The 21,782-nt window shown below is 63.5% G+C and carries 20 protein-coding genes; 6 read left to right on the top strand and 14 right to left on the bottom strand.

The window, feature by feature from the left end:
* Positions 1–52: 52 nt before the first annotated feature.
* Positions 53–601 (bottom strand): inorganic diphosphatase, encoded by a 549-nt coding sequence (gene ppa, locus V5B39_RS06265; protein ID WP_332342064.1) that lies wholly within the window; start codon positions 599–601, stop codon positions 53–55.
* A gap of 331 nt (positions 602–932) precedes the next feature.
* Here ppa and V5B39_RS06260 point away from each other — a divergent pair, with 331 nt between their 5' ends.
* The gene (locus V5B39_RS06260) at positions 933–2,231 is read left to right on the top strand and encodes a S8 family serine peptidase (RefSeq protein WP_332342063.1); all 1,299 of its coding nucleotides are present in this window, start codon (positions 933–935) and stop codon (positions 2,229–2,231) included.
* Positions 2,232–2,488: 257 nt separating this feature from the next.
* The gene (locus tag V5B39_RS06255) at positions 2,489–2,734 is read left to right on the top strand and encodes a hypothetical protein (RefSeq protein WP_332342062.1); all 246 of its coding nucleotides are present in this window, start codon (positions 2,489–2,491) and stop codon (positions 2,732–2,734) included.
* Positions 2,735–2,766: 32 nt separating this feature from the next.
* Here V5B39_RS06255 and V5B39_RS06250 read toward each other — a convergent pair whose 3' ends face one another.
* From V5B39_RS06250 to V5B39_RS06220, 7 genes are all read right to left on the bottom strand, one after another.
* Positions 2,767–3,474, bottom strand: coding sequence for a glutathione S-transferase family protein (locus V5B39_RS06250; RefSeq protein ID WP_332342061.1), 708 nt, complete (start codon positions 3,472–3,474; stop codon positions 2,767–2,769).
* A 243-nt stretch (positions 3,475–3,717) separates the two neighbouring features.
* On the bottom strand, positions 3,718–4,083 hold the full coding sequence (locus tag V5B39_RS06245) for a Na+/H+ antiporter subunit G (RefSeq protein ID WP_332342060.1): 366 nt from the start codon (positions 4,081–4,083) through the stop codon (positions 3,718–3,720).
* Positions 4,080–4,349, bottom strand: coding sequence for a K+/H+ antiporter subunit F (locus V5B39_RS06240; RefSeq protein ID WP_332342059.1), 270 nt, complete (start codon positions 4,347–4,349; stop codon positions 4,080–4,082). The genes V5B39_RS06245 and V5B39_RS06240 overlap by 4 nt, the downstream gene beginning before the upstream one ends.
* Positions 4,343–4,834: a Na+/H+ antiporter subunit E gene (locus V5B39_RS06235; RefSeq protein WP_332342058.1), complete on the bottom strand. Its 492-nt coding sequence runs from the start codon at positions 4,832–4,834 to the stop codon at positions 4,343–4,345. The genes V5B39_RS06240 and V5B39_RS06235 overlap by 7 nt, the downstream gene beginning before the upstream one ends.
* Positions 4,831–6,345 (bottom strand): monovalent cation/H+ antiporter subunit D, encoded by a 1,515-nt coding sequence (locus V5B39_RS06230; protein WP_332342057.1) that lies wholly within the window; start codon positions 6,343–6,345, stop codon positions 4,831–4,833. The genes V5B39_RS06235 and V5B39_RS06230 overlap by 4 nt, the downstream gene beginning before the upstream one ends.
* Complete coding sequence (locus tag V5B39_RS06225; protein WP_332342056.1) at positions 6,342–6,680, bottom strand: Na+/H+ antiporter subunit C; 339 nt, start codon at positions 6,678–6,680, stop codon at positions 6,342–6,344. Before V5B39_RS06225 ends, V5B39_RS06230 begins: the two co-directional genes overlap by 4 nt.
* The gene (locus V5B39_RS06220; protein ID WP_434735657.1) at positions 6,680–9,475 is read right to left on the bottom strand and encodes a monovalent cation/H+ antiporter subunit A; all 2,796 of its coding nucleotides are present in this window, start codon (positions 9,473–9,475) and stop codon (positions 6,680–6,682) included. The genes V5B39_RS06225 and V5B39_RS06220 overlap by 1 nt, the downstream gene beginning before the upstream one ends.
* A gap of 435 nt (positions 9,476–9,910) precedes the next feature.
* On the opposite strand from V5B39_RS06220, the gene V5B39_RS06215 reads away from it, so the two are divergent.
* From V5B39_RS06215 to V5B39_RS06200, 4 genes are all read left to right on the top strand, one after another.
* Positions 9,911–11,065 carry an ABC transporter substrate-binding protein gene (locus tag V5B39_RS06215; RefSeq protein ID WP_332342054.1) on the top strand — a complete coding sequence of 385 codons (1,155 nt, stop codon included), beginning with the start codon at positions 9,911–9,913 and terminating at the stop codon, positions 11,063–11,065.
* 157 nt (positions 11,066–11,222) lie between these two features.
* Positions 11,223–12,257 (top strand): branched-chain amino acid ABC transporter permease, encoded by a 1,035-nt coding sequence (locus V5B39_RS06210; RefSeq protein ID WP_332342053.1) that lies wholly within the window; start codon positions 11,223–11,225, stop codon positions 12,255–12,257.
* Entirely contained in the window at positions 12,254–14,029 is a 1,776-nt protein-coding gene (locus V5B39_RS06205) for a branched-chain amino acid ABC transporter ATP-binding protein/permease (RefSeq protein WP_332342052.1), read from the top strand. Before V5B39_RS06210 ends, V5B39_RS06205 begins: the two co-directional genes overlap by 4 nt.
* Positions 14,026–14,784, top strand: coding sequence for an ABC transporter ATP-binding protein (locus V5B39_RS06200; protein WP_332342051.1), 759 nt, complete (start codon positions 14,026–14,028; stop codon positions 14,782–14,784). Before V5B39_RS06205 ends, V5B39_RS06200 begins: the two co-directional genes overlap by 4 nt.
* Positions 14,785–14,868: 84 nt before the next feature.
* On the opposite strand, the gene V5B39_RS06195 is transcribed toward V5B39_RS06200, so the two are convergent.
* From V5B39_RS06195 to V5B39_RS06170, 6 genes are all read right to left on the bottom strand, one after another.
* On the bottom strand, positions 14,869–16,341 hold the full coding sequence (locus tag V5B39_RS06195; RefSeq protein ID WP_332342050.1) for a DEAD/DEAH box helicase: 1,473 nt from the start codon (positions 16,339–16,341) through the stop codon (positions 14,869–14,871).
* A 111-nt stretch (positions 16,342–16,452) separates the two neighbouring features.
* Positions 16,453–18,534, bottom strand: a complete 2,082-nt coding sequence (locus tag V5B39_RS06190; RefSeq protein WP_332342049.1) for a DUF1631 family protein — start codon at positions 18,532–18,534, stop codon at positions 16,453–16,455.
* Positions 18,535–18,802: 268 nt separating this feature from the next.
* Positions 18,803–19,240, bottom strand: coding sequence for a DUF2784 domain-containing protein (locus V5B39_RS06185; RefSeq protein WP_332342048.1), 438 nt, complete (start codon positions 19,238–19,240; stop codon positions 18,803–18,805).
* A complete protein-coding gene (locus V5B39_RS06180; RefSeq protein WP_332342047.1) occupies positions 19,237–19,686 on the bottom strand; it encodes an RNA-binding S4 domain-containing protein in 450 nt (149 codons plus the stop codon). The genes V5B39_RS06185 and V5B39_RS06180 overlap by 4 nt, the downstream gene beginning before the upstream one ends.
* 22 nt (positions 19,687–19,708) lie before the next feature.
* Complete coding sequence (locus V5B39_RS06175; RefSeq protein WP_332342046.1) at positions 19,709–20,278, bottom strand: response regulator transcription factor; 570 nt, start codon at positions 20,276–20,278, stop codon at positions 19,709–19,711.
* Between the two features lie 4 nt (positions 20,279–20,282).
* Positions 20,283–21,656 (bottom strand): ATP-binding protein, encoded by a 1,374-nt coding sequence (locus tag V5B39_RS06170; protein WP_332342045.1) that lies wholly within the window; start codon positions 21,654–21,656, stop codon positions 20,283–20,285.
* Between the last annotated feature and the right edge of the window lie 126 nt (positions 21,657–21,782).

Below are 21,782 nucleotides of genomic sequence, written 5' to 3'. Positions count from 1 at the left end.
AAGGGGCGCGCACACGCCAGTCGGCGTGCGCAGTGGAATCGTTCAGAGAGGTTCAGAATGCCGGCTTCTCTTTGGCGTTCGCGTAGGCCCTGACACCGTCGATGATTTCCTTCTTGGCTTCGTCACTGCCGAGCCAGCCTGCGACCTTGACAAATTTGCCACGTTCGAGATCCTTGTAATGGGCAAAAAAGTGCGAGATCTGGTCAAGAATGACCTGCGGAAAATCGCGCGGCGATTCGATGTCACGATACATCGACGTCAGACTATCGACCGGGACAGCCAGCAGCTTGGCATCCGGCCCGGCCTCGTCTTCCATCGCCAGCATGCCGATCGGGCGGCAGCGCACGACCACGCCGGGGGGTAGCGCAAACTGGCTCACCACCAGCACATCGACCGGATCACCGTCGCCGGCAATGGTGTGCGGGATGTAGCCATAGTTGCAAGGGTAGTGCATGGCAGTGGACATGAAACGATCGACGAAGACCGCGCCGCTCTCCTTGTCCACTTCGTATTTCACTGGATCGGAATGCATCGGAATCTCGATGACGACATTGAAATCGTTGGGGAGTGCCTTGCCAGGCGGCACGCGATCTAGGCCCATTGGCGTGATCTCTCTACTGGTTGCGGGAGCTGTGATTATAACTGTCTATCGGTACGCCAGTCACCGCTGACGCGATCGCCACGGTATGGCTGGCGACCTCGTACGTCGCTGGCCAGCAAGGCAGATTCCCCCTTTCCGATGATCACGCTCCAGACCGGGCGGCAGGGGCCGATGCTTCCTTGAAGTTTGTCAATCTGTGAACTAATCTCTTTTAAAGCATTAGCTTGAGTGTTCTTTATCGAGCCGCTCCGGAGGCTGCTCAAGTTCGCGATGAGCCGCCGATCGGGAACGGTCGAGAGTTTCCTTGTCCATCCCTCGAAAGGAGAAAATCATGTCACAGCAAGCGACATTTTCGGCTGCCAGTGCGAACGAGTCTGAGCAGACGACCGGGCGTTATCTGATCACTTTTCGTGAAGACGATGTTGCCAAAGGTCTGGGGACGATCGAGAAGCGGGCTGCAGTCGCTGGCCTGCCGAGTGCAGCCGATTTCGCCGATTCGGCGATCGATATGGAACAGGTGGCGAGGGCAGGCGGAGCAGTCTTTCCGACCTTGGGAATTGCGCTGGTCACCCTTGATCCCGATGCCCTGAACAGCCTGATGACGGCACAGGCAGAAGACGGCGACGGGGCGATTCTCGATATCGAACCGGAGCGCATGTTCTACGCCATCGGCGAGAGCGGTTCATTGTCCGGTGCTTACCTGGAGGGTTATCGGGATGCCGTCGACAACCTCTACCAAAAAGCCATGGCGATGGCCGCCGAGGAGCGATTGGGCGCCATGGCGACCTTTGCTGACGATGCATTATCGACCTGGGGTCTGAAAGCGACGCGCGCGATCCACTCGTCGCGTACGGGCAGCGCCATGAAAGTGGCCGTGCTCGATACCGGCATGGACCTGCAACATCCTGATTTCCGAGGGCGGCGGATCGTCACGCAGTCCTTCGTCTCGGGGGAAGCCGTCCAGGACGGGCACGGGCACGGAACCCACTGCATTGGGACCGCCTGTGGATACAAGGATGCCAGCGGCCGGCGCTACGGAATTGCTTGGAAAGCAGCCATTTACGCTGGCAAGGTCTTGAGCAATTCCGGGAGCGGGTCGAGTGCGGGCATCATCGCGGGTATGGAGTGGGCGATCAATAGCGGCTGTCAGGTCATCTCCATGTCGCTCGGCAACACCACCCCGACTCCTTCTACCGCTTACGAAACCGTGGGTCGTCGCGCGCTCCAGAAAAAATGCCTGATCGTCGCTGCGGCGGGCAACCACCGGTCTGCAGGCACCGTTGGGCAGCCAGCCAACAGCCCGTCAATCATGGCCGTCGGCGCCGTGGACAATGGGCTTCGGCTGGCATCGTTCTCGTGTGGATCGGGACCGGCTTCGGGCGCCAATGTCGATCTGGTCGCTCCAGGGGTGGCCGTCTATTCATCAACCAAGCTGCCGACACGATATGCAAGCTGGAACGGGACCAGCATGGCGACGCCGCACGTAGCCGGAGTTGCGGCCCTGTGGGCGCAGATGTCGGCGGCCAACCGTGGCGCTGCACTATGGCAGGTGCTCACCTCACGAGCGGTTCGTCTGCCGCTGCCGACGAGTGACGTCGGCAGCGGCCTGGTGCAGTCGCCGCTTCCCTGATGCGGCCAGGCAGGGTCGCTTCGCCTGATTTGCAAGCGGCCCTGCGGGTAGTCGTCATGGCCCTGATCGGCAGAGGGAAGTTCCCTTGCAGCGATGCGAGGGATTTTTTCACCCTGGCGCATGGTTTGTCAGCCGGTCATGGGAAGAAACCAGTGCGATCGTCGGCGGCCGACTTGCCGACGATCGCCTCCTTGTGTCAGGCTATGCAGGTTTACTACCGCAAGTAAGGGTATGACCGAGGGTTGGAGGGAAGTGAAATGAACGAAGAGCTGCTTGACGCCGTGATCGTCACGATTGATGACCAGCATCTGGAATCGATTCAAACAGTGGCGGATGCTCTGGTCCTCGCCGGGATGCAGGTTTCGGGCGTCTTGCCCACGGTGGGCATCATTTCCGGCAGCGTGGCGCGCGCTGCCATCGGTACGCTGAAAACCATTCGCGGGGTGGCAGAGGTCGAACTCGACCAGGAGATGCGGGCCATCGGCAGCCATCGGCAGCCATGATGCCCGGATCATGAGGGTCGCAGCCCAGGGCCTCAGCCCCCCCGCTGGCGCGACTGACCCATTTCAACCATCCGGCGCGCTTCTGCGGCGAACTGCTGTGCCTGCTCGTCGTTGGCATGGCGATCGATCGCTGACGGCGGCGTATTGATTCCTTTCTGTACCGCCGGGCGGGCGCGGATCTGTTCAAGCCAGCGTTGTAGCTGCGGCAGGTCATCGATGTCCACGCCTGACCAGCGATGCGTACGTACCCAGGCCCAGTTGGCGATGTCGGCGATCGAGTAGTCGCCGGCGAGAAACTCGTGCTCCTTGAGATGACCATCGAGAACCCGGAAAAGTCGCCTGCATTCACCCTGATAGCGATCAATCGCAGCGGTGATCTTTTCCGGAAAGTAACGGAAGAAGACGTTGGCCTGGCCCATCATCGGTCCGATCCCGCCCATCTGGAACATCAGCCACTGCAGGACTCGTGAGCGGCCTTGGGTGTCGTCGGGTATCAGACGGCCGGTCTTTTCCGCCAGGTAGAGCAGGATGGCACCAGATTCGAAGACCGCAAAATCGTCTTCAGCACGATCGATGATTGCGGGAATTCGACCGTTCGGATTGATGGCCAGGAACCATGGTTGTTTTTGTTCGTTATTTGACAGGTTCAGCGTGTGCATCGTGTAGGGCAGGGCGAGTTCCTCAAGGGCAATCGAGATCTTGTGCCCGTTGGGAGTTGCCGCAGTGTACAGATCGATCATTTTCTTTGTGCCTCGTAAATTTCTGGGCCAGGCCAAGACCCGGTTCGGATGGCAGGCAGGCGAGCATCCACGAATCTTACAATATTCGTAACTGGCAAAGGGATGGAAGCCCCCCCTCTCCAACCCCTTCCACGGCCCACGCGGCATCGCGGGCCGGCTGCGGCGGCGCGGAGCAGTGCTCCGCGAAACCCCGCCTTCGTTCCCGCGAGGGGGAAGGGGCCTATCGGTATCTCCCAACACTTTTCACGGGCCTTCCTGGCGTTCTTCCCTGGTCCGCTCCCGTTGCTTGCCGTCGTCAGCCCTCCTCTGTCGGTGCAGCGCTGCCTTGGCCAGCAGGTGTGCGGTCACGGGGGCGGTGATGAACAGGAAGAACAGGATTGCCAGCTCGTGCAGGCTGATGCCGCCGCTGATGCCGCCGTTCTCGCGGCTGGAAAAGAAGATCGCCGAAGCGAGCAGCAGCGCCCCGACGCCGAGCGTCGTCGCCTTGGTCGGGCCGTGCAGACGCGTCAGGAAATCCGGCAGGCGCGCCAGACCGATCGAACCGAGCAGGACGAACAGTGCGCCGAGGACGATCAGGGCGGCGACGGCGGCTTCGCTCAGCGGGCTCATTCGATGATGTCTCCGCGCAGCAGGAACTTGCACAGCGCGACGGTGCCGACGAAGCCGAGCAGCGCCAGCAGCAGCGCTGCCTCGAAGTAGGCGGTGCTCGCACTGCTGATGCCGAACAGCACCAGGAGCGCGATGGCGTTGATTCCCAGCGTGTCGAGCGCCAGGATGCGGTCGCTGGCGTCGGGTCCGCGCAGCAATCGATAGAGGTTGAGCGCCAGCGCTGTGCCGATCAGGACGAAGGCGATCTCGATGGCGGAATTCAGCATGCAAAGATCTCCTTGAGCGGCGACTCGTAACGCGCCTTGATCTCGCGCACCAGCGCCAGCGGATCGGGCGCATCGAGCGCATGGATCAGCAGAATCCAGCGTTGCCGGTCGACGTCGATCGACAGCGTGCCGGGGGTCAGCGAAACGACGCTGGCAAGCAGGGTGGCAACGAACGGGTCGCGCAGGTCGAGCGGCACTTCGACGAAGGCTGGCGATAGCCGGTGCAGCGGCCCGATGACCTGGCGTGCGACCCGCCAGTTGGCGGTGACGATGTCGAGCGCAAAGATACCGAGGAAACGCAGCGCCGGGCCGGGTCGCACCAGGCGCGGTGGGTCCGGCCAGAAGGGTCGGGTCAACCGCGGCACGACGATGGCCAGCAAGGCGCCGAGCAACAGCAGGCCGGCCGATGCAGCGTTGGTGATCACCGTCCATAGCAGAAAGACGGTCAGCGACAGGAAGGGCCGCGGGAACAGCCTGTCGATCATCGCGCCGCCTCGCGTAAGGAGGTCGCCAGGGTCGGCCCGAGCACGCCGGCGACATACGCGCCGGGCGCCTGCAGTTGGCTGGCTGTGCGTTCGGCGTAGGCAGCCAGCGGGCGCGCGGCCATGGCCAGCAACGGTCCGGCGGCGACCAGCAGCAGCGTTGCCGTCGCTCTCTGCCAGGCGATTGCTCCGGTCGGTGGCGGTGCGGCAAGCGTCGCCGGCTTCCAGATCATCAGGCAGCCGTCGCGAGCGAGGGCGATCATGACGATGAAACCCGACGCCAGCAACACGCTCCAGATGGCCGTCCCGGCCGGGGCGGCACGCAGGGTGGTCAGCAACATCAGCTTGCCGACGAAGCCGGAGAAAGGCGGCAGTCCGGCGGTGGTCGCCGCGAGAATCAGGAAGGCGACTTGCAGCCAGATCGGCAGTGGCGATCCGGAGCGGAAGTGATCGGCCGCGTCGCCACGCCGTTCGGCGATGACGCCGGCCAGCAGGAAGAAGGCGGCACCGGCCAGTGTCGAATGCACCAGGTAAAAGAACGCTGCCGCAGCGACCTGGGCGCTTGCCTGCGCCGGCGTCAGCAGCAGCGTGCCGGCGGAGAGCAGCACCAGCCAGGCGGCGAGAACGCGCAGACGGCTGGCCGTGAGGACGCCGAGCGCGGCGAAGATGACGGTGGCGATCGCCAGCGCGGTCAGCCAGTAGCCGAGCAGATCGGGGATGGCCGGCGTCAGGGCGATTGCCTGCACGCGCAGGAGGGCGACGATGCCGACCTTGGTCATGATCGCAAACAGCGCGGCGACCGGCGCGCCGGCGGCGCTATAGGTATGCGGCAGCCAGAACGACAGCGGCAACAGCCCGGCCTTGAAGACGAAGACGGCGACCAGCAGCGCAAACGCCAGCCGGGCGAGCGCCGGATCGTGCCCAGGCAGGGTCAGACGATGCGCCAGATCGGCAAGGTTGAGCGTCCCCAGCGTCCCATAGAGCAGCCCGAGGGCAATCAGGAAGAGCGCCGAGCCAATCAGATTGAGGACCACGTAACTGATCCCGGCGCGTGTCCGGGCGAGACCGCCGCCGTGTGCCAGCAGCGTGTAGGAGGCCAGCAGCATCACTTCGAAGAAGACGAAGAGGTTGAACAGGTCGCCGGTCAGAAAGGCACCGGTCAGGCCGACCAGTTGCAGTTGAAAGAGCGGGTGGAAATGCTGTCCGCGCTCGTCGAAGCCGGCACTCGCATAGAGCAGGGCGGTGAAACCGAGAAGTGCGGTGAGGAGCGTCATGCCGGCGGCGAGACGATCAACGACGAGGACGATGCCGAAGGGTGCCGGCCAGTCGCCGAGCGCGTAGGTGCGCAGCAGGCCATCGTCGGCGAGCAGCGTCAGCCAGGTGGTGACCAGGACCAGCAGGGCGGTCGCCAGCAGGCCGACGACGCGCTGGCAGGCCAGTCGATCGGCCACCATCTGCAGCAGGGCGGCGGCAAAGGGGATCAGGATCGGCAGGATCGGCGCGTGCGTGTTCATTGCCGCGCATCCTCCGTGCTAACCGCGTCGACGTGATCGCCGCCCGACTCGGCCAGACTGCGCAAGGCCAGGATCGCCAGATAGGCGGTCATCCCGAAACCGATGACGATGGCCGTCAGGACCAGCGCCTGCGGCAAGGGATCGACATAGGCGGCAGCGGCGCGGATCAACGGCGGTGCACCGACCTGCAGGCGGCCGCTGGCAAAGAGAAACAGGTTGACGGCATAGGACAGCAGCGTCAGGCCGAGGAGCACCGGAAAGGTGCGCGCGCGCAGGATCAGGAAGACGCCACAGGCGGTCAGCACGCCGACGGCGATGGCCAGCATGGCTTCCATCAGGTCGCCTCTTCGCCATCGCGGGCGCGCAGCGATAGCCGGCCGAGTCCCGAGAGGACGGTGACGACGACCGTCACAACGACGACATAGACACCGAGGTCGAAGACCATCGCCGAAGCCAGTTCGACATCGCCGAGCAGCGGCAGCGGCACGTGCCCGTGTGCGCTGGTCAGAAACGGACGGCCAAAGAGCCAACTGGCCACGCCGATGCCGGCGGCGAGCAGCAGGCCGAGGGCCAGCAAGCGAACCTGCTGTTGCGGCATGCGCGGTTGTGCGAAGGCGATGCCGTTGGCCAGATACTGCATGACCAGTGCGACGCTGGTGATCAGGCCGGCGACGAAACCGCCGCCGGGGAGGTGGTGCCCGCGCAGGAAGATATAGACTGAAACCGTCAGCGCCAGCGGCAGGAGCGGGCGCATCAGTATCGACAGAAACAGGGGATGTGCTTCCGCCGCCCAGCGCCGTCCATCCGCGTCGCGCTGTGGCGGGCTCAGGATCAGCCGGTCGAGCAGGGCCTGCGAAGCCAGCGCGACCATCGCCAGCACGGTGATTTCGCCGAGCGTGTCGAAACCGCGAAAATCGACGAGGATGACATTGACGACATTGGCACCACCGCCGCCGGGGAGCGACTGCTGCAGATAGAAACCGGCGATCGTATCGACCGGTGCCGCCAGCATCTGCAGGGTGATCAACGCCAGGCCACCACCGGCGAGCAGCGCCAGAAGCAGATCGCGGATCAGCCGGCGGGCACTGCTCCTTGGCGCATTGCGCGGAGGCAGATAATGGAGCACCAGCAGCATCAGGACGATCGTCCCCATCTCGACGGCGAGCTGGGTTAGCGCCAGGTCGGGCGCCGACAGGCGAACGAAGGTCAGCGTCACGGTCAGTCCGACGACGCTAACCAGGATCAGCGCCAACAGCCGTTCGCGGTACAGCGCGGTGGCGCCCAGCGTACCGAGCAGCAGGACGAGCAGGGCGGCGACCGCGGCCTCGTCAGCGGGTTGGGCCGCTGGCCTGACGCCGGTGTTGCCCGGTGCCGAGAAAAAGGCCCAGCCGCCGAGCACAACGACGAAACCGAAAAGCAGGGCGCTGTAACGCTGCAGCGAACCGTTGTCGACTGCCGCCACGGTGCGGCGCGCGCCGCTGGCAAGCGCACGGTAGAAGCGCTCGAAGGACGTGCGCGGGTGCATCGGCGGCAACTGGCCCTGCCAGGCGAAGAGGGGGCGGCGCAGTGCGTAGATCAGCACGCCACCGGCGAGCGCCAGCAGGCTCATCAGCACGGGCTTGTTGAAGCCGTGCCAGAGTGCCAGATGAAAATCCGGCAGCGGCGCCTGCAGTGCGGCGCCGGCCGCGGCGTCGAGCAGCGGCCCGACGGTCCAGGCCGGGAAAACGCCGACCAGCAGGCAGAGCACGACGAGGAGTTCGATCGGTGCGCGCATCCAGTGTGGCGGTTCGTGCGGCTGGCGTGGCAGGTCGACCGGTTCGCCATTGAAGAACACGTCGTGGACGAAGCGCGAGGAATAGGCGACGGCGAGCATCCCGGCGATCGTCGCGAGCAGGGGCAATGCCCAGCCGAGTGGTTCGAACTGCGGGTAACTGACGGTTTCGGCAAAGAACATTTCCTTGCTGAGGAAGCCGTTGAGCAGCGGCACGCCGGCCATCGAAGCGGCGGCGATGATCGCCAGCGTTGCGGTGATCGGCATCACGCGGAACATGCCGTTCACGCGGCGCATGTCACGCGTGCCGCATTCGTGGTCGATGACGCCGGCGGCCATGAACAGCGAGGCCTTGAAGATCGCGTGGTTGATCAGGTGAAAGAGGCCGGCGACGACCGAGAGCGGCGTGTCGAGACCGAATAGCAATGTGATCAGGCCGAGATGGCTGATCGTCGAATAGGCGAGCAGCCCCTTGATGTCGTTGCGGAAAAGCGCCGTTGCCGCGGCGTAGACGAGGGTGATCGCGCCGGTGCCGCCGACCAGCCAGAACCACCCATCACTGCTGCCGAGCGCCGGGTAAAGGCGGGCGAGCAGGAAGACACCGGCTTTCACCATCGTCGCCGAGTGCAGGTAGGCCGAGACCGGCGTCGGTGCCGCCATCGCGCTCGGCAGCCAGAAGTGGAAAGGAAACTGCGCCGACTTGGTGAACGCGCCGAGCAGGATCAGGATCAGCATCGGCGTGTAGAGGGCGTGTGCGCGGATGCGCTCGCCGGCAGCCAGGATGACGGTCAGTTCAAAGCTGCCGGCGATCTGGCCGAGGAGCAGAATGCCGGCGAGCAGCACCAGACCGCCACCACCGGTCACCGCCAGCGCCATGCGGGCGCCGATTCGCGATTCATGCTTGTCGCTGCGGTAAGCAACGAGCAGGAACGACGACAGGCTGGTGAGCTCCCAGAAGATCAGCAACAGAATCAGGTTCTCGGCGAGCACGACACCGAGCATCGCCGCCATGAACAGCAGCAGGATCGAATAGAAACGGCCGAGGCGATCGCTCGTCGGCAGGTACCAGGCGGCATAGAGCACGACGAGCAGGCCGATGCCCAGGATCAGCAGGCAGAACAGCAGGCCGAGACCATCGAGGCGCAGGCTGAGGTCGAGCCCGTAAGCGGGTAGCCAGGCCAGGCGGGCGACTTCGCGATGACCGGCCAGAGCGGCTGGTGCCAGTGGCAACAGCAGGCCCAGGCACATCGCCATCACGGTTGCCGCCGCTACGGCCGCACTGGTCCGCCCGTAGCGCTGCAGCAGCAGTGGCAGGGGAAAGGCAGCAAAGGCCGTCGCCGGGATGGCCGCAAGCAGCAGGTTCGAGTTCACAGGCGCTTTGGCGAAAAGTGGGGGAGCGGGTTCGCAAGGGGTTCCGGAGGCACGATGATTGTTGCCAGAACCGATCAGGCCGCCATCACGAATCCACCATAGCCTAACGGTCATGACTTTCATGACCGGGGTACCTGGAAAATGTCATGACCGTTAGCCAGTCTAGTCAAACCAGAAAAAGCCAGCAAGGTATTTCGCGGACAAGGAAGTACAGGCCCGGAGCGAAGCACACTCCCGGCCTGCCTCCCGGTCGACCCCGGCCGCGCGACGCGTCCCCGCATCCGTGTGATTCCAGATCGAGGTATCGACCCGGATCATGCCGACTCATTTTCACTTGTGCCGCGATGGCCATGGCCGCAGAATAGCGATACGCCGCTCAATTCAGTGGCGACAACAAAATAATCCATCGTATTGGAGGAGACCATGAAAAGAAAAGCATCGCTTGCCTGGCTGTTGACCATGCTGACAGCGGCCCTCGCCGCTCCTGTGCATGCCGACGTGAATGTCGGGGTCACCGTGTCCGCTACCGGGCCAGCGGCCTCGCTGGGCATTCCCGAGAAGAATACCCTGACGCTGGCGCCGACGACCATCGCCGGGCAGAAGATCAACTACATCGTTCTCGACGATGCCTCGGATACCACCACGGCAGTCAAGAACACGCGCAAGCTGATCGCCGAGAACAAGGTCGACGTGGTCATCGGCTCGACAACCACGCCGAATTCATTGGCCATGATCGACGTTGCCGCCGAGGCCCAGACGCCGATGATCAGCATGGCCGCGGGAACACGCATCATCGAGCCCATGGACGCCAAACGTGCCTGGGTGTTCAAGGTGCCACAGAGCGACGCGCAGATGGCGACGGCGATCGTCGAGCACATGACCAACAACCATGTCCGGACAGTCGCTTATGTCGGGTTTGCCAATGCCTATGGCGAAGGCTGGTGGAACGAGTTCTCGAAGATTGCCGAGGTGCGCAAGATCCAGATCGTGGCCAACGAACGCTTCAATCCCACCGATACCTCGGTCACCGGTCAGGTGCTCAAGATCCTGGCTGCGAAACCGGACGCGGTGCTGGTGGGCGGCTCCGGGACACCGGCTGCCTTGCCGCAGAAGGCGCTCAAGGAAAAGGGTTACAAGGGAATCATGTATCAGACCCACGGCGCGGCCAACGCAGACTTCCTGCGGGTTTGCGGCAAGGATTGCGACGGCACCTTCATGCCGACCGGTCCGGTACTGGTCGCGGCTCAGTTGCCCGACAGCAATCCGATCAAGAAGGTGGCGCTGGAATACGTCAACAAATATGAGGCAGCCTACGGCAAGGGATCGGTATCGGCTTTCGGTGCCTATGCCTGGGACGCCACGATGCTGCTCGGCAATGCCATTCCGGAAGCACTGAAGAAGGGTCAGCCGGGAACGCCGGAGTTCCGCAAGGCTCTGCGCGACGCCATCGAGAGCACGAAAAACCTCACCGCCACACATGGCGTATTCAACATGAGTCCGCAGGATCACCTCGGCTTCGACCAGCGCGCACGGGTGATGGTCAGGATCGACGGGGGTGGCTGGAAACTTGTCCAGTAAAAAGGAAGGCTGCAAACCGGCATCTGGGTACGACAACCCGCAGGGCTTGCCGGCCTTGCCGGTAAGCATGGGCAGCGTCCCGGTGTGACGACGCCTGCTCGCCTGTTCCCCGGCAGCCGGACTTGCGGCCGCCGGGGGATCGACTGGAGAAGTGCTGATGGACATGCAAATTGCCTTGCTGCTTGGGCAGGACGGTCTGACCAACGGCGCCATTTACGCGCTGCTGGCGCTGGCGCTGGTCCTGGTTTTTGCCGTGACGCGAGTGATTTTCATCCCGCAAGGCGAGTTCGTCGCCTTTGGCGCCCTGACCCTGGTCAGTCTGCAGGCCGGCAAGCTGCCCGGAACCCTCTGGCTGTTGCTGGCCCTGGGCACGCTGATCGCCTTGATCGATGGCGCTCTGGCGCTGCGCAACCGTCAGTTCAGGCGAGGCCTGTGGATTGTGTCGGTCTATTGCGTGTTTCCGCTGCTGCTCGCCGGTACCCTGTTCGCCATTCCCGCAGCCACTCTGCCATTACCGGTGCAGGTGGGTCTTGCGCTGATGCTGGTCGTACCGCTCGGGCCGATGATCTATCGCCTGGCCTTCCAGCCGATTGCCGAAGCCTCGGTGCTGGTCCTGCTGATCGTTTCAGTGGCGGTGCACGTGACCCTGATGGGCATCGGACTACTGTTCTTCGGCGCCGAAGGGTCGCGCACCCTGCCGTTTTCCGAGGTCAGTTTCTCGTTCGGCGATGCCCTCCTGCAGGGGCAGGCGATCCTGGTCGTGGTGACCAGCGTGCTGCTGATCATGGCCCTGTATTTCTTTTTCGAGCGGACGATTTACGGCAAGGCGCTACGCGCCACGGCGATGAACCGCACCGGCGCGCGCCTGATGGGCATTTCCGGAACTCTGGCCGGCATGCTGTCGTTTACCCTGGCAGCGGCAATCGGCGCATTCTCCGGCATCCTGATTTCACCCATCACGACGATCTATTATGACTCAGGTTTCCTGATCGGCCTCAAGGGGTTTGTCGGGGCGATCATCGGCGGTCTGGCGAGTTATCCGGTTGCCGCCGCCGGCGCCATCCTGGTCGGCCTGCTCGAATCGTATTCGTCCTTCTGGGCCAGTGCTTTCAAGGAAGTCATCGTGTTCACGCTGATCATTCCGGTGCTGCTCTGGCGCTCGCTGAAAACGCACCACGTGGAGGAGGAATGAAGCACGCTGCGCACACCACGACCGTCCTGCTGCTGTTCATCGCCGCCCTGGCGTTGGCACCGCTACTGCTGCCCGAGTTCTACATCACGCTGCTCAACTACATCGGGCTTTACGCGATTGTTGCTCTCGGGCTGGTCCTGCTCACCGGCGTGGGCGGTCTGACTTCGTTTGGCCAGGCGGCGTTCGTCGGCCTGGGCGCCTATACGGCGGCTTACCTGACGACCGTGCACGGGGTCTCGCCATGGTTGACGCTACCGGCCGGTCTGCTGGCCACTGCGCTGATCGCCCTGTCGATCGGTATTGTAACCTTGCGGCTATCCGGACACTTCCTGCCGTTGGGGACGATCGCCTGGGGGATCAGCCTCTACTATCTCTTCGGGAACCTCGAAGCGCTTGGGGGTCACACCGGCATCAGCGGCATTCCGTCTTTGCAAATCCTGGACCTGGAAATCAAATCCGGGCGCGCGTTCTTCTATCTGATCTGGGTGGTCTTGCTGGTTTTCGTCCTTGCCACGCGCAACCTGCTCGACTCGCGCGAGGGGCGCGCCATCCGCGCCTTGCGCGGCGGCTCGCTGATGGCCGAAGCCATGGGGGTCAACACGCCGCGTGCGAAAATCGTCATCTTTACCATCGCTGCGCTCTACGCCAGTGTTTCCGGCTGGCTCTATGCACACCTGCAACGCTTCGTCAATCCGACCCCTTTCTCGCTGACACAAGGCATCGAATATCTGTTCATGGGGGTGGTCGGCGGCATCGCGCATGTCTGGGGGGCGATCATCGGGGCAGGATTGATCACCATTCTCAAGCAATGGCTGCAGGACTGGTTGCCGAAACTGCTCGGTCAGAGCGGCAACTTCGAAGTCATCGTTTTCGGACTGCTGATGATCTTCGTGCTCCATCGCGCGCGTGACGGGGTGTGGCCGATCATCACCCGCTGGTGGCCACAGCAATCGACGCCGGCCAGGGAGGTGGTCGAGGCTGCGCCGCTGGCGCGCCGCCCATTGCCGAAACCCGGCTCGTTGCTGCTCGAAATCAAGGATGCTACCAAGCGTTTTGGCGGTCTGGTCGCCAACGAAAGGGTGAGTTTCTCGGTCATGGCCGGCGAGGTGATGGCTTTGATTGGCCCGAACGGCGCCGGCAAGAGCACGATGTTCAATGGCATTTCCGGTGTCGACCCGCTGACTTCCGGTACCGTGACCTTTCGTGGCCAGCGCGTCGAATCCCTGCCGGCGCGCGACATCGCCCGTCTCGGCATGAGCCGGACCTTCCAGCATGTCCGCTTGCTGGCCGGAATGAGCGTCCTCGAGAATGTCGCCATCGGTGCCCACTTGCGGGGACACCAGGGTTTCATCGCTGCCGCTTGTCGCACCGATCGCGAAGAGGAAGCCCGCCTGCTGCACGAAGCCGCTTCCCAGATCGAGCGCTGTGGTCTCGCCGAGCAAATGTACGAAGCTGCTGGAAGCCTGCCCCTCGGCAAGCAGCGCATCGTCGAGATTGCCCGGGCGTTGGCCGCAGATCCCTGTCTGCTGCTGCTCGACGAGCCGGCTGCCGGACTCCGCTACCTGGAGAAACAGGCGCTTGCGGACCTGCTGCGCCGCCTGCGTGATGAAGGGATCGGCATCCTGCTCGTCGAGCACGACATGGACTTCGTGATGGGACTGGCCGATCGCGTGCTGGTCATGGAGTTCGGACGCAAGCTGGCTGCCGGTCTGCCCGAAGAGATACAGCGGAATCCGGCGGTGGTCGAAGCCTACCTCGGAGGTGTCGAATGAGCGAACTGGCCGGCGCCGCCGAAAGGATCGTGGTGCTCGAGGTTTCCAGCCTGTCGGTGAGTTACGGTAAGGTCGACGCGCTGCATGAGATTGCCCTCAAGGTACACCGTGGCGAGATCGTCACCGTGATCGGCCCGAACGGCGCCGGCAAGACGACCCTGCTTTGCGCCCTGATCGGTCTGTTACCGGTACGCGGGCATCTCATCTATCTTGGTGAACAGCAGGATGGCGGGCGCAGTGTCGAAAAGCTCGTCCGCCAGGGGATGACGCTGGTTCCGGAGAAGCGCGAACTGTTTTCCGAGATGAGCGTCAGGGACAACCTCCTGCTCGGTGCTTTCGATCGTTACCGGGCCGGTCATCGCGACCAGCTCGAGACCATCGATCAGGTGTTCGAGATCTTTCCGCGGCTGCGAGAACGGCGTGCGCAGATGGCCGGCACGCTTTCCGGAGGCGAACGCCAGATGCTGGCCATGGGTCGCGCCCTGATGGCCAAGCCCCGGCTGTTGCTGCTCGACGAACCCAGCCTGGGACTGGCTCCGTTGGTCATCAAGGAGATCTTCCGAACGATCACCCAGCTCAAGAAGCTCGGCGTGGCGATTCTGCTCGTCGAGCAGAACGCGCGTGCGGCACTGCAGGTGGCAGACTATGGCTACGTTCTGGAAACCGGTCGCCTGTCGCTGGAAGGGCCCAGTGGCGATCTGCTGACCGATCCCCGGGTCATCGAAAGCTATCTCGGACTGGGGGGCCGGCACTAGATCCGGCGCGAACGCCCGGAGCGTTGTACGCATGAAAAGGCCGCCCATGGCTGCCACCTCCAGTCATGGATGTCTATGGGCCGGCTACTCGCTGCGCCCCAGGCCGCCAAGTAGCGCCGCGACCAGACGGCGGGGCTTGTGCGGGCGTTCCTTATGGTGCAGCGCTCGGTCGGCGTCGTTGCCGACTGCCGCCGCGAGCGGCGCAGGACTCTCGTAAGGTTTGCTGAAGTCGAAACCATCTGCAGCAATCTGTGAGAGACGCCCGCTGCTGGCACGGGTTGCGCCTTCGCGCTGGGCATTGCGGCCCGTCATGCGCTCGCTGCGCGGGGCCGTCAGGGGGGCGAGAGCCGGCGGCGGTGGCGAGAGTGGTCGGCGATGGCTGCGTTTGTTGCCGGGTGGGTAAGTATAGTCGTATTCGGGTTCGAAGCCGGCCACCGGAACCTGCTCGACCTGAATCCGGATCAGCTTCTCGATCTCGACCAGATACTGAACCTCACTGGCCGAGACCAGTGAAATGGCCGTTCCCGGTTTGCCCGCACGACCCGTACGGCCGATACGGTGGATGTAGTCCTCTGGCGTGCGTGGCAGTTCAAAGTTGATGACGTGCGGCAGTTCGTCAATGTCGAGGCCGCGCGCGGCGACGTCGGTGGCAACCAGCACCAGGACCGAACCCTCCTTGAAAGCTTCGAGCGCCTTCAGGCGATCCTGCTGGCTCTTGTCGCCATGGATCGAGTCGGCGGCAATCCCGGCCCTTTGCAGTTCGCGGGCAAGCCGGTTGGTTTCGATCTTGGTGCGGGTGAACACCAGCACCTGGTTGAAATCAGCCGACTTCAGGAGTTTGATCAGCAGCGCGCGCTTGGCTTCGGCAGCCACCGGGTGGACGCGGTGGGTGATCGTCTCGGACACGGTGTTGCGTTTGGCCACTTCGACCAGCACCGGCGATTTGAGCATGCCGTCGGCCAGCTTCTTGATCTCCTCGGAGAACGTCGCCGAGAACAGTAGGCTCTGCCGTTGCCTGGGTAGCAGGTTGATGATGCGCGTGACGTCGGGGACGAAGCCCATGTCGAGCATTCGATCCGCCTCATCGAGCACGAGTGCTTGCACGCTGGCGAAGTTGAGGCACTTTTGTTCGAAGAGATCGAGCAGCCGGCCGGGGGTCGCCACCAGCACCTCGACTCCGCAGCGGATCTCGGCGATCTGCGGCTTGATGTCGACTCCCCCGAAAACGCAACAACTCCGGATCGGAACATACCTGCTGTAGGTTTTGACCGACTCGTACACCTGGATCGCCAGTTCGCGCGTTGGCGCCAGCATCAACACCCGTACCGGATGGCGCGCGGGTGACGGGCTCGGGCTGGCGAAGGTAAGAATACGCTGCAACAGCGGCAGCGTGAATGCGGCCGTCTTGCCGGTACCGGTTTGTGCCCCACCCATTAGATCGCGGCCTGCAAGGATCACCGGTATCGCTTGTGCCTGGATCGGTGTGGGCTCGGTGTAACCCTGATCGGCAAGGGCTCTCAGGAGATCAGGCGCCAGGCCCAGTTCATCAAAACGCATCCGCAAAACCCTTAAATCAGTCAAAAATCAATTGCATAATAAACGATCGACGCATTATACCTTGATTGAAGACCGGTGCCCGGCTTTGCGCCAGCGCCCGGCTTGCCGCTGTCATCGCCGCTTCAGGAGCTTGAGCGCACGCTCGGCAGCCGCGTCGAAGACGGCGATACGCGAAATGATCCGGGCGTGGCCCGAGCGTAGCTGCTGATCGAGGGCGGTGTATGGCATGGCCACTGCAGAGCCCCACTCCGGATTGAACAACAGAACCCTGCCCGAGGCCGGGCTCTGCCAGCAGCAGAGACCACAGGACGACTCCTGAGGCGAGACCACGAAACGCAGCCAGTCGCCTACCAGACTCCTGCCGGCAGGTATCCCTTGGGGCGCCTTGCTGTCGACCGGATCGGGCAGATAACGGATCGCTTGTCCGTGACGCTCGCGCAGGATGATTTCGGCGATCGGCTTGCTGGCCCCGGCGCCCGGCTGGCGTTCGAGCGCAGGTGCTGCCCGCAACGGCGCTGTCGGCGTCTGGTTGCGCAAGGCACTGGTCTGCAGGTCGAACAAGGTGTCGAGAAAGGGTTTTCTCTCGGAGACTGGGACACCGATTGCGTCCAGCCCGGCGCTGATTCGCCCAAGCAGCGATGAGGCCAGCCCGGCAAGGCGTTTACGTTCGTCGGCGGTGTGCTTCGGGAGCACGCTCCAGATCAGTTCGTCGGCCGTGTTGCTGTCCTCTTGCCAGTGTTTGCCCTGGGTTCCGCCCTCGGCAGCGGCAGCGATCATGACTCGCCACCAATATTGCTCAAGGAACGAGGCAATCTCCGGCGAACCGGTTCGCGCCCGCATGAGGCGCAGCCATTGGTCAGCGAGCAGCATCGCGTATTGCCGGTTTTCGTGCTCAAGCACGGTTTGAACATGCGTCCCGGCAGCTTCCCGAACCGCTTGATCACGCTGCCTGATCAGCGTGTCGAGTTCCGCCAGTTGCGGATCGAGCGAGCCATTCTGTTCGAGCATCAGGCGAGCGCTTGCGGTCAACTGCCTGATCCGTTGGCAGACCGGATGATTCGACCCCGGTGGCAGACCAACGCCTGCCCGAGCCATGCGATTGATCAGCGAGCGAGCAGGATGCTGTGCGTTGGCCAACAAGGCAGGATCAATGATCGACAGTTTGAGCAGTGGGATCTGCAGCCGCCCGATCGCTTCCTTGATCGCGTCGGGCAGGTCGGCGGAGTCGAAGAGGGCCTCGAAAATCAGCGCCAGGGTGTCGAAGGCGACCGCTTCGTGTTTGCCCAGGGGCAGGTCGAGATCCTTCGCACTGAGGGTCCCTAGGGGGGATTCTGCGGGTGCGCCGTCACGGCTGGCCGACACCGACCGGTTTTCGAGCGCCGTCAGGCGCTCAGACAGATGGTTGAGCATGATCAGCGCGGCGGCATCGAGCGTGGGATTTCCCGATCCCGCGGCGTGGTGAGCAAACTGCAGGACGGTCGACTGATCCGCATCGAGTTGCTGGCTGACCGCCTGTTGTAGGGCCGACAGGGCGTTGGCGTTTGCGGGCAGGGTGTCGCCGGAGGGTATCCGGCCGGTTCGGGGATCGGTGCTGCCCGACGGGTTTTGTCCTGTGGGCGCTGGCCCGATGCCGTGGCCCGCCAGCAGGCCGTCAATTTCGCCATAGACTCCGGAGATCTGTTGGCAGAGGCCCTGTTCGAGCCGGTCGAGCAGCGCCAGCGTGGGCTCGAGACCCCCGCCGGCGTGTCTGCAGATCGCCCACAAGCCAAGACAGATCGCTTCCGGCCCCACCGGATTGATGGTCTCGCTCATCGCCGGCCGGGAGAGCAAGGTCATGTAGCGCGACTGACAGCGCCACAGGTTGCGACCGCCGGTCTCGCGCAAGCGAGTGATCAGGGCGTTGATCCGGATGTCGAGTTCAAGGTCCTCGTCACCCATCAAGGTCAGGCGCGAGGCTGTCAGGTTGGTATGCTGATCGGTGTCCTGATCCGAATCGGATGCGCTGGCCAACTCGTCATGCGCTGCGCCGACTTCCTGATCGAAGGCCGCAAGCACGGCCGGTACGCGTATCCCGCACTGCCTGATGATGTCGGTAAGTCGGCGCTGAAAGAGTTCCTTGCTGGCACATAGAATGGCGAAGCGATCTTCGCTTGTTTCTGGTGCTTGCGGCAGATGGCTTTGATCAGACTGCATGGCGGGCCAGGCGAAGAAAGGGGTTGCAACAAAGGGGTTTCAACTTGTCTTGTCTATTGTACTTCGCGTCCAACGGTCATGGCGATTCGAGATACCCAGGTGGGTGCGAATGACCGTGTTGGTCGAACGGCCTGGTTCGATCGAGATGCGTTGACATCGGTGGATACCCCTTCCTCGCGAGGGGGAGGGCATATCGGTACCCGATTGAGGAGCCTGGCGCAGTGACGCGAGAGCGTGTGAGGATGCTTCTCCGCAGAGCTGATCCAGCTTACCGAGCGTTCGCTTTCCGGTCACCATCCCTTCGGGCCGGCACCGCGTCCGGCAGTTTCGCCTGTTTCGAGCGGGTGTGCCGGTAGCGATGGACAAGCCAGCCGTATAGGGACAGGTTGACGACGATCACCACCGCGCCCATGGCAATCTGCAGGCCGCGCGTGAGTTCGGCCGGATAGATGATCGGCAGCAGGTAATGCTCCATGAAACTGCCGCGATAACCGGCTTCGCCGGCAGCCTGTCGCCAGCGATTTTCCAGCGGCGTCAGCGGACACTCCCTGCCGGTCAACTCGACCAGGGCGCCCCAGCAGACGGCCGGGAGGTGGGCCAGCGCCAGCCGTGGCCAGCGCAGTACCGGCAAGCCTCCGAGAACGACGAAGACGATGAACAGCAGATGAACCAGGACGAGGGCGTCTGCCAGGAATCGATCGCTCATGCGGAATTTTCGTTGAAACTTTTGATCTGCCGCCGCGCCTTCTTGGTCGGCCGACCACGCAGCTCGCTACCGGGAACCGGCGCCAGTTGCCGGGCTTCCCGGGCCGCCACGCGCCGCGCGCGGCTCTCGGCGCTTTCCTCGTAGAGCTGCTGCGCCTCACTTGCCGGGCGGCGTTGTTCGTTGAGGCTGCATACGACGATGTTCCAGACGATGTCGCCGATGGCGATTTCGAGGCAGTCGGTACAGCGCAGCTCGCGTGCCGCCTTGACGGTGTGACCGTCCATCTTGACGTGGCCGGCAGCGATCGCCTGCGCCGCCAGCGAGCGCGTCTTGTAGAAGCGTGCCGCCCACAGCCATTTATCGATGCGCATGTGCCCCAGTACGGCTTGCGTCGGGTTGGTCAAGGTCATTCCTCCCTCTCCCTGGCAGGCGGTATATCGATTCACGGAAATCGCCTTACTCATCGCCTTACTCCCGGCTCGGATGTTTGCCGAGCTTGCGCTGCAGCGTTCGGCGGTGCATTTTCAGGGCGCGTGCGGTGGCCGAGATATTGCCCTGGTGCTCGGTCAGCACGCGCTGGATATGCTCCCACTCGAGTCGACCGATCGACAGCGGCGAGCCGCCAACCGGAATCGCCGAATCACCGCTGTTGCTCTTGTTGAGCGCTGCGACGACGGCATCGGCATCGCAGGGTTTGGCGAGGTAGTGGACGGCGCCGAGCTTGATGGCCTCGATCGCGGTGGCGATGCTGGCATAGCCGGTGAGCATGACGATGCGCGTATTCGGGTCGAGTTCGATCAGTTTTTCAATCAGCACCAGCCCCGATTCGCCCGGCATCTTGAGATCGATGACAGCGTACTCGGGGGCCTGGGTCCGGGCCCTGGCGAGCGCCGTGGCGACATTGGCGGCGACGGTCACGGCATAACCGCGACGATCCAGGGCGCGTCCGAGAACGCGTCGAAAGGCGTCGTCGTCATCGACCAGCAGCAGCGTCGATCGCTCGTCGTCGGCCTGATTGGTTTCGGGAGTGGCGATCATGGCATCAGACTTTCAGGCGGTGCAGTGGCAGGGTGACGCGGGTGCAGGCGCCGCCGGGTGGGTCATCGCGGTTGCAGAGTTCGACCCGGCCACCGCAACGCTCGATGGTGGCGTTGCTGAGGAACAGGCCGATGCCGATACCGCGTGGTCGGTCCTGAGCATCAACCTTGGTGCTGAAGAAGGCTTCGCCAAGGCGCTGCGCCGTTGCCGCATCGAGGCCGTTGCCACGGTCGAGTATCTCGATGAGCAGTTGCCCGGCATCCCAGCCTGCAAAAAACCGGAGAGCTTCCGGACTGCTGCCGTTGGCATCGGCTGCATTGTCGAGCAGGTTGAGGAGCGCCTGTTCGAGCGTACGGTCGGCGGCGATCAGCGGTGCCGGCTGTGCACCCTGCAGCGTCACGCTGAGCCGTGCGTGCGGACGGATGATCTGCCATTCGTCGAGCAGACGGTGCAGGTAGGCGTCGAGCGGCAGCGAACGCAGATTTTCGTCACGCCCCTGGCCGGTCGAAGCGAGGATTTGCGAGATCGTCTGTTTGCAGCGATCGACCTGCTCACGCAACAGTTGCAGGTCTTCCTGCCATTCAGCCGGGTCTGTGTGGTTGAGCTCGAGTTCGCGGATCAGCACGGCCATCGTCCCGAGTGGTGTCCCCAGCTGGTGTGCTGCGCCGGCGGCGAGGGTGCCGAGCGAGAGAATCTGCTCGTTTCGCAACACCTCCTCGCGGGCAGCCGCGAGTTCGCGTTCGCGCTCCTTGAGGGCGTTGGCCATGCGCGTCAGGAAGAAGGCGACGACGCCGACACTGATCACGAAATTCAACCACATGCCCAGTACATGGAGGGCAAAGCCGCTGCCATGCGCGGCATGTTCGTCGGCACTGCCGGTGGCGCGTGCGAGCAGGGCGTCGAACTGCGCAAGATCGCCTTGCGGGGGAGGCAGCGGCAACTTCCAGAAGATCAGGAAAGTGTAGGCGATCAGGGTCACCCCCGCCATCGCCCAGGCCTGCCGCGCCGGCAGCATCGCCGCGGCCAGGGTGGGTGGCAGCAGGAACAGCGAAACGAAGGGATTGGTCGAGCCTCCGGCAAAGTAGAGCAGCAGCGCCAGGATGCCGACGTCGATGGCCAGATGGGCGAAGATTTCGCCTTCGGAACAGTGGTCGCCCTGGTGGATGCGCCATTGGGTCAGCAGATTGACCGCAGCGAGGACGGCGATGGCAGCGCTCATCGGTACCACTTCGAGCGGGATTTTGAGCCAGGCCACGGCCAGGATCAGGACCATGGCCTGGGTCAGCACTTCAATCCGGCGCAGGAGCAACAGGCGTTGCAGCGGGTTCGCCGGGCGCCGGTGCGGAGCCATGGGCAGCACGTGATCGGTTTGAGGCATGACTTGAGGCGACCTCTGACAGCGGTCAAAGGATGACATTCTACGCCGGCTCCTCTTTCCCGCACGGATCGCGCAGCCTGGACTGGATCAATCGCACCCATGACCGTTCATGTGAAAGTCGCGTCA

Origin of the sequence: Accumulibacter sp. (assembly GCF_036625275.1) — a bacterium.
GTDB lineage: Bacteria > Pseudomonadota > Gammaproteobacteria > Burkholderiales > Rhodocyclaceae > Accumulibacter.
The sequence above is the reverse complement of the archived record's forward strand: the minus strand, read 5'-3'. Positions and strand labels throughout refer to the sequence as shown.

What these genes read in the sequence shown, in the direction of transcription:
- ppa (WP_332342064.1), bottom strand. Translation starts at nt 601, where the DNA reads ATGGGCCTAGATCGCGTGCCGCCTGGCAAGGCACTCCCCAACGATTTC.
- V5B39_RS06260 (WP_332342063.1), top strand. Translation starts at nt 933, where the DNA reads ATGTCACAGCAAGCGACATTTTCGGCTGCCAGTGCGAACGAGTCTGAG.
- V5B39_RS06255 (WP_332342062.1), top strand. Translation starts at nt 2,489, where the DNA reads ATGAACGAAGAGCTGCTTGACGCCGTGATCGTCACGATTGATGACCAG.
- V5B39_RS06250 (WP_332342061.1), bottom strand. Translation starts at nt 3,474, where the DNA reads ATGATCGATCTGTACACTGCGGCAACTCCCAACGGGCACAAGATCTCG.
- V5B39_RS06245 (WP_332342060.1), bottom strand. Translation starts at nt 4,083, where the DNA reads ATGAGCCCGCTGAGCGAAGCCGCCGTCGCCGCCCTGATCGTCCTCGGC.
- V5B39_RS06240 (WP_332342059.1), bottom strand. Translation starts at nt 4,349, where the DNA reads ATGCTGAATTCCGCCATCGAGATCGCCTTCGTCCTGATCGGCACAGCG.
- V5B39_RS06235 (WP_332342058.1), bottom strand. Translation starts at nt 4,834, where the DNA reads ATGATCGACAGGCTGTTCCCGCGGCCCTTCCTGTCGCTGACCGTCTTT.
- V5B39_RS06230 (WP_332342057.1), bottom strand. Translation starts at nt 6,345, where the DNA reads ATGAACACGCACGCGCCGATCCTGCCGATCCTGATCCCCTTTGCCGCC.
- V5B39_RS06225 (WP_332342056.1), bottom strand. Translation starts at nt 6,680, where the DNA reads ATGGAAGCCATGCTGGCCATCGCCGTCGGCGTGCTGACCGCCTGTGGC.
- V5B39_RS06215 (WP_332342054.1), top strand. Translation starts at nt 9,911, where the DNA reads ATGAAAAGAAAAGCATCGCTTGCCTGGCTGTTGACCATGCTGACAGCG.
- V5B39_RS06210 (WP_332342053.1), top strand. Translation starts at nt 11,223, where the DNA reads ATGGACATGCAAATTGCCTTGCTGCTTGGGCAGGACGGTCTGACCAAC.
- V5B39_RS06205 (WP_332342052.1), top strand. Translation starts at nt 12,254, where the DNA reads ATGAAGCACGCTGCGCACACCACGACCGTCCTGCTGCTGTTCATCGCC.
- V5B39_RS06200 (WP_332342051.1), top strand. Translation starts at nt 14,026, where the DNA reads ATGAGCGAACTGGCCGGCGCCGCCGAAAGGATCGTGGTGCTCGAGGTT.
- V5B39_RS06195 (WP_332342050.1), bottom strand. Translation starts at nt 16,341, where the DNA reads ATGCGTTTTGATGAACTGGGCCTGGCGCCTGATCTCCTGAGAGCCCTT.
- V5B39_RS06190 (WP_332342049.1), bottom strand. Translation starts at nt 18,534, where the DNA reads ATGCAGTCTGATCAAAGCCATCTGCCGCAAGCACCAGAAACAAGCGAA.
- V5B39_RS06185 (WP_332342048.1), bottom strand. Translation starts at nt 19,240, where the DNA reads ATGAGCGATCGATTCCTGGCAGACGCCCTCGTCCTGGTTCATCTGCTG.
- V5B39_RS06175 (WP_332342046.1), bottom strand. Translation starts at nt 20,278, where the DNA reads ATGATCGCCACTCCCGAAACCAATCAGGCCGACGACGAGCGATCGACG.
- V5B39_RS06170 (WP_332342045.1), bottom strand. Translation starts at nt 21,656, where the DNA reads ATGCCTCAAACCGATCACGTGCTGCCCATGGCTCCGCACCGGCGCCCG.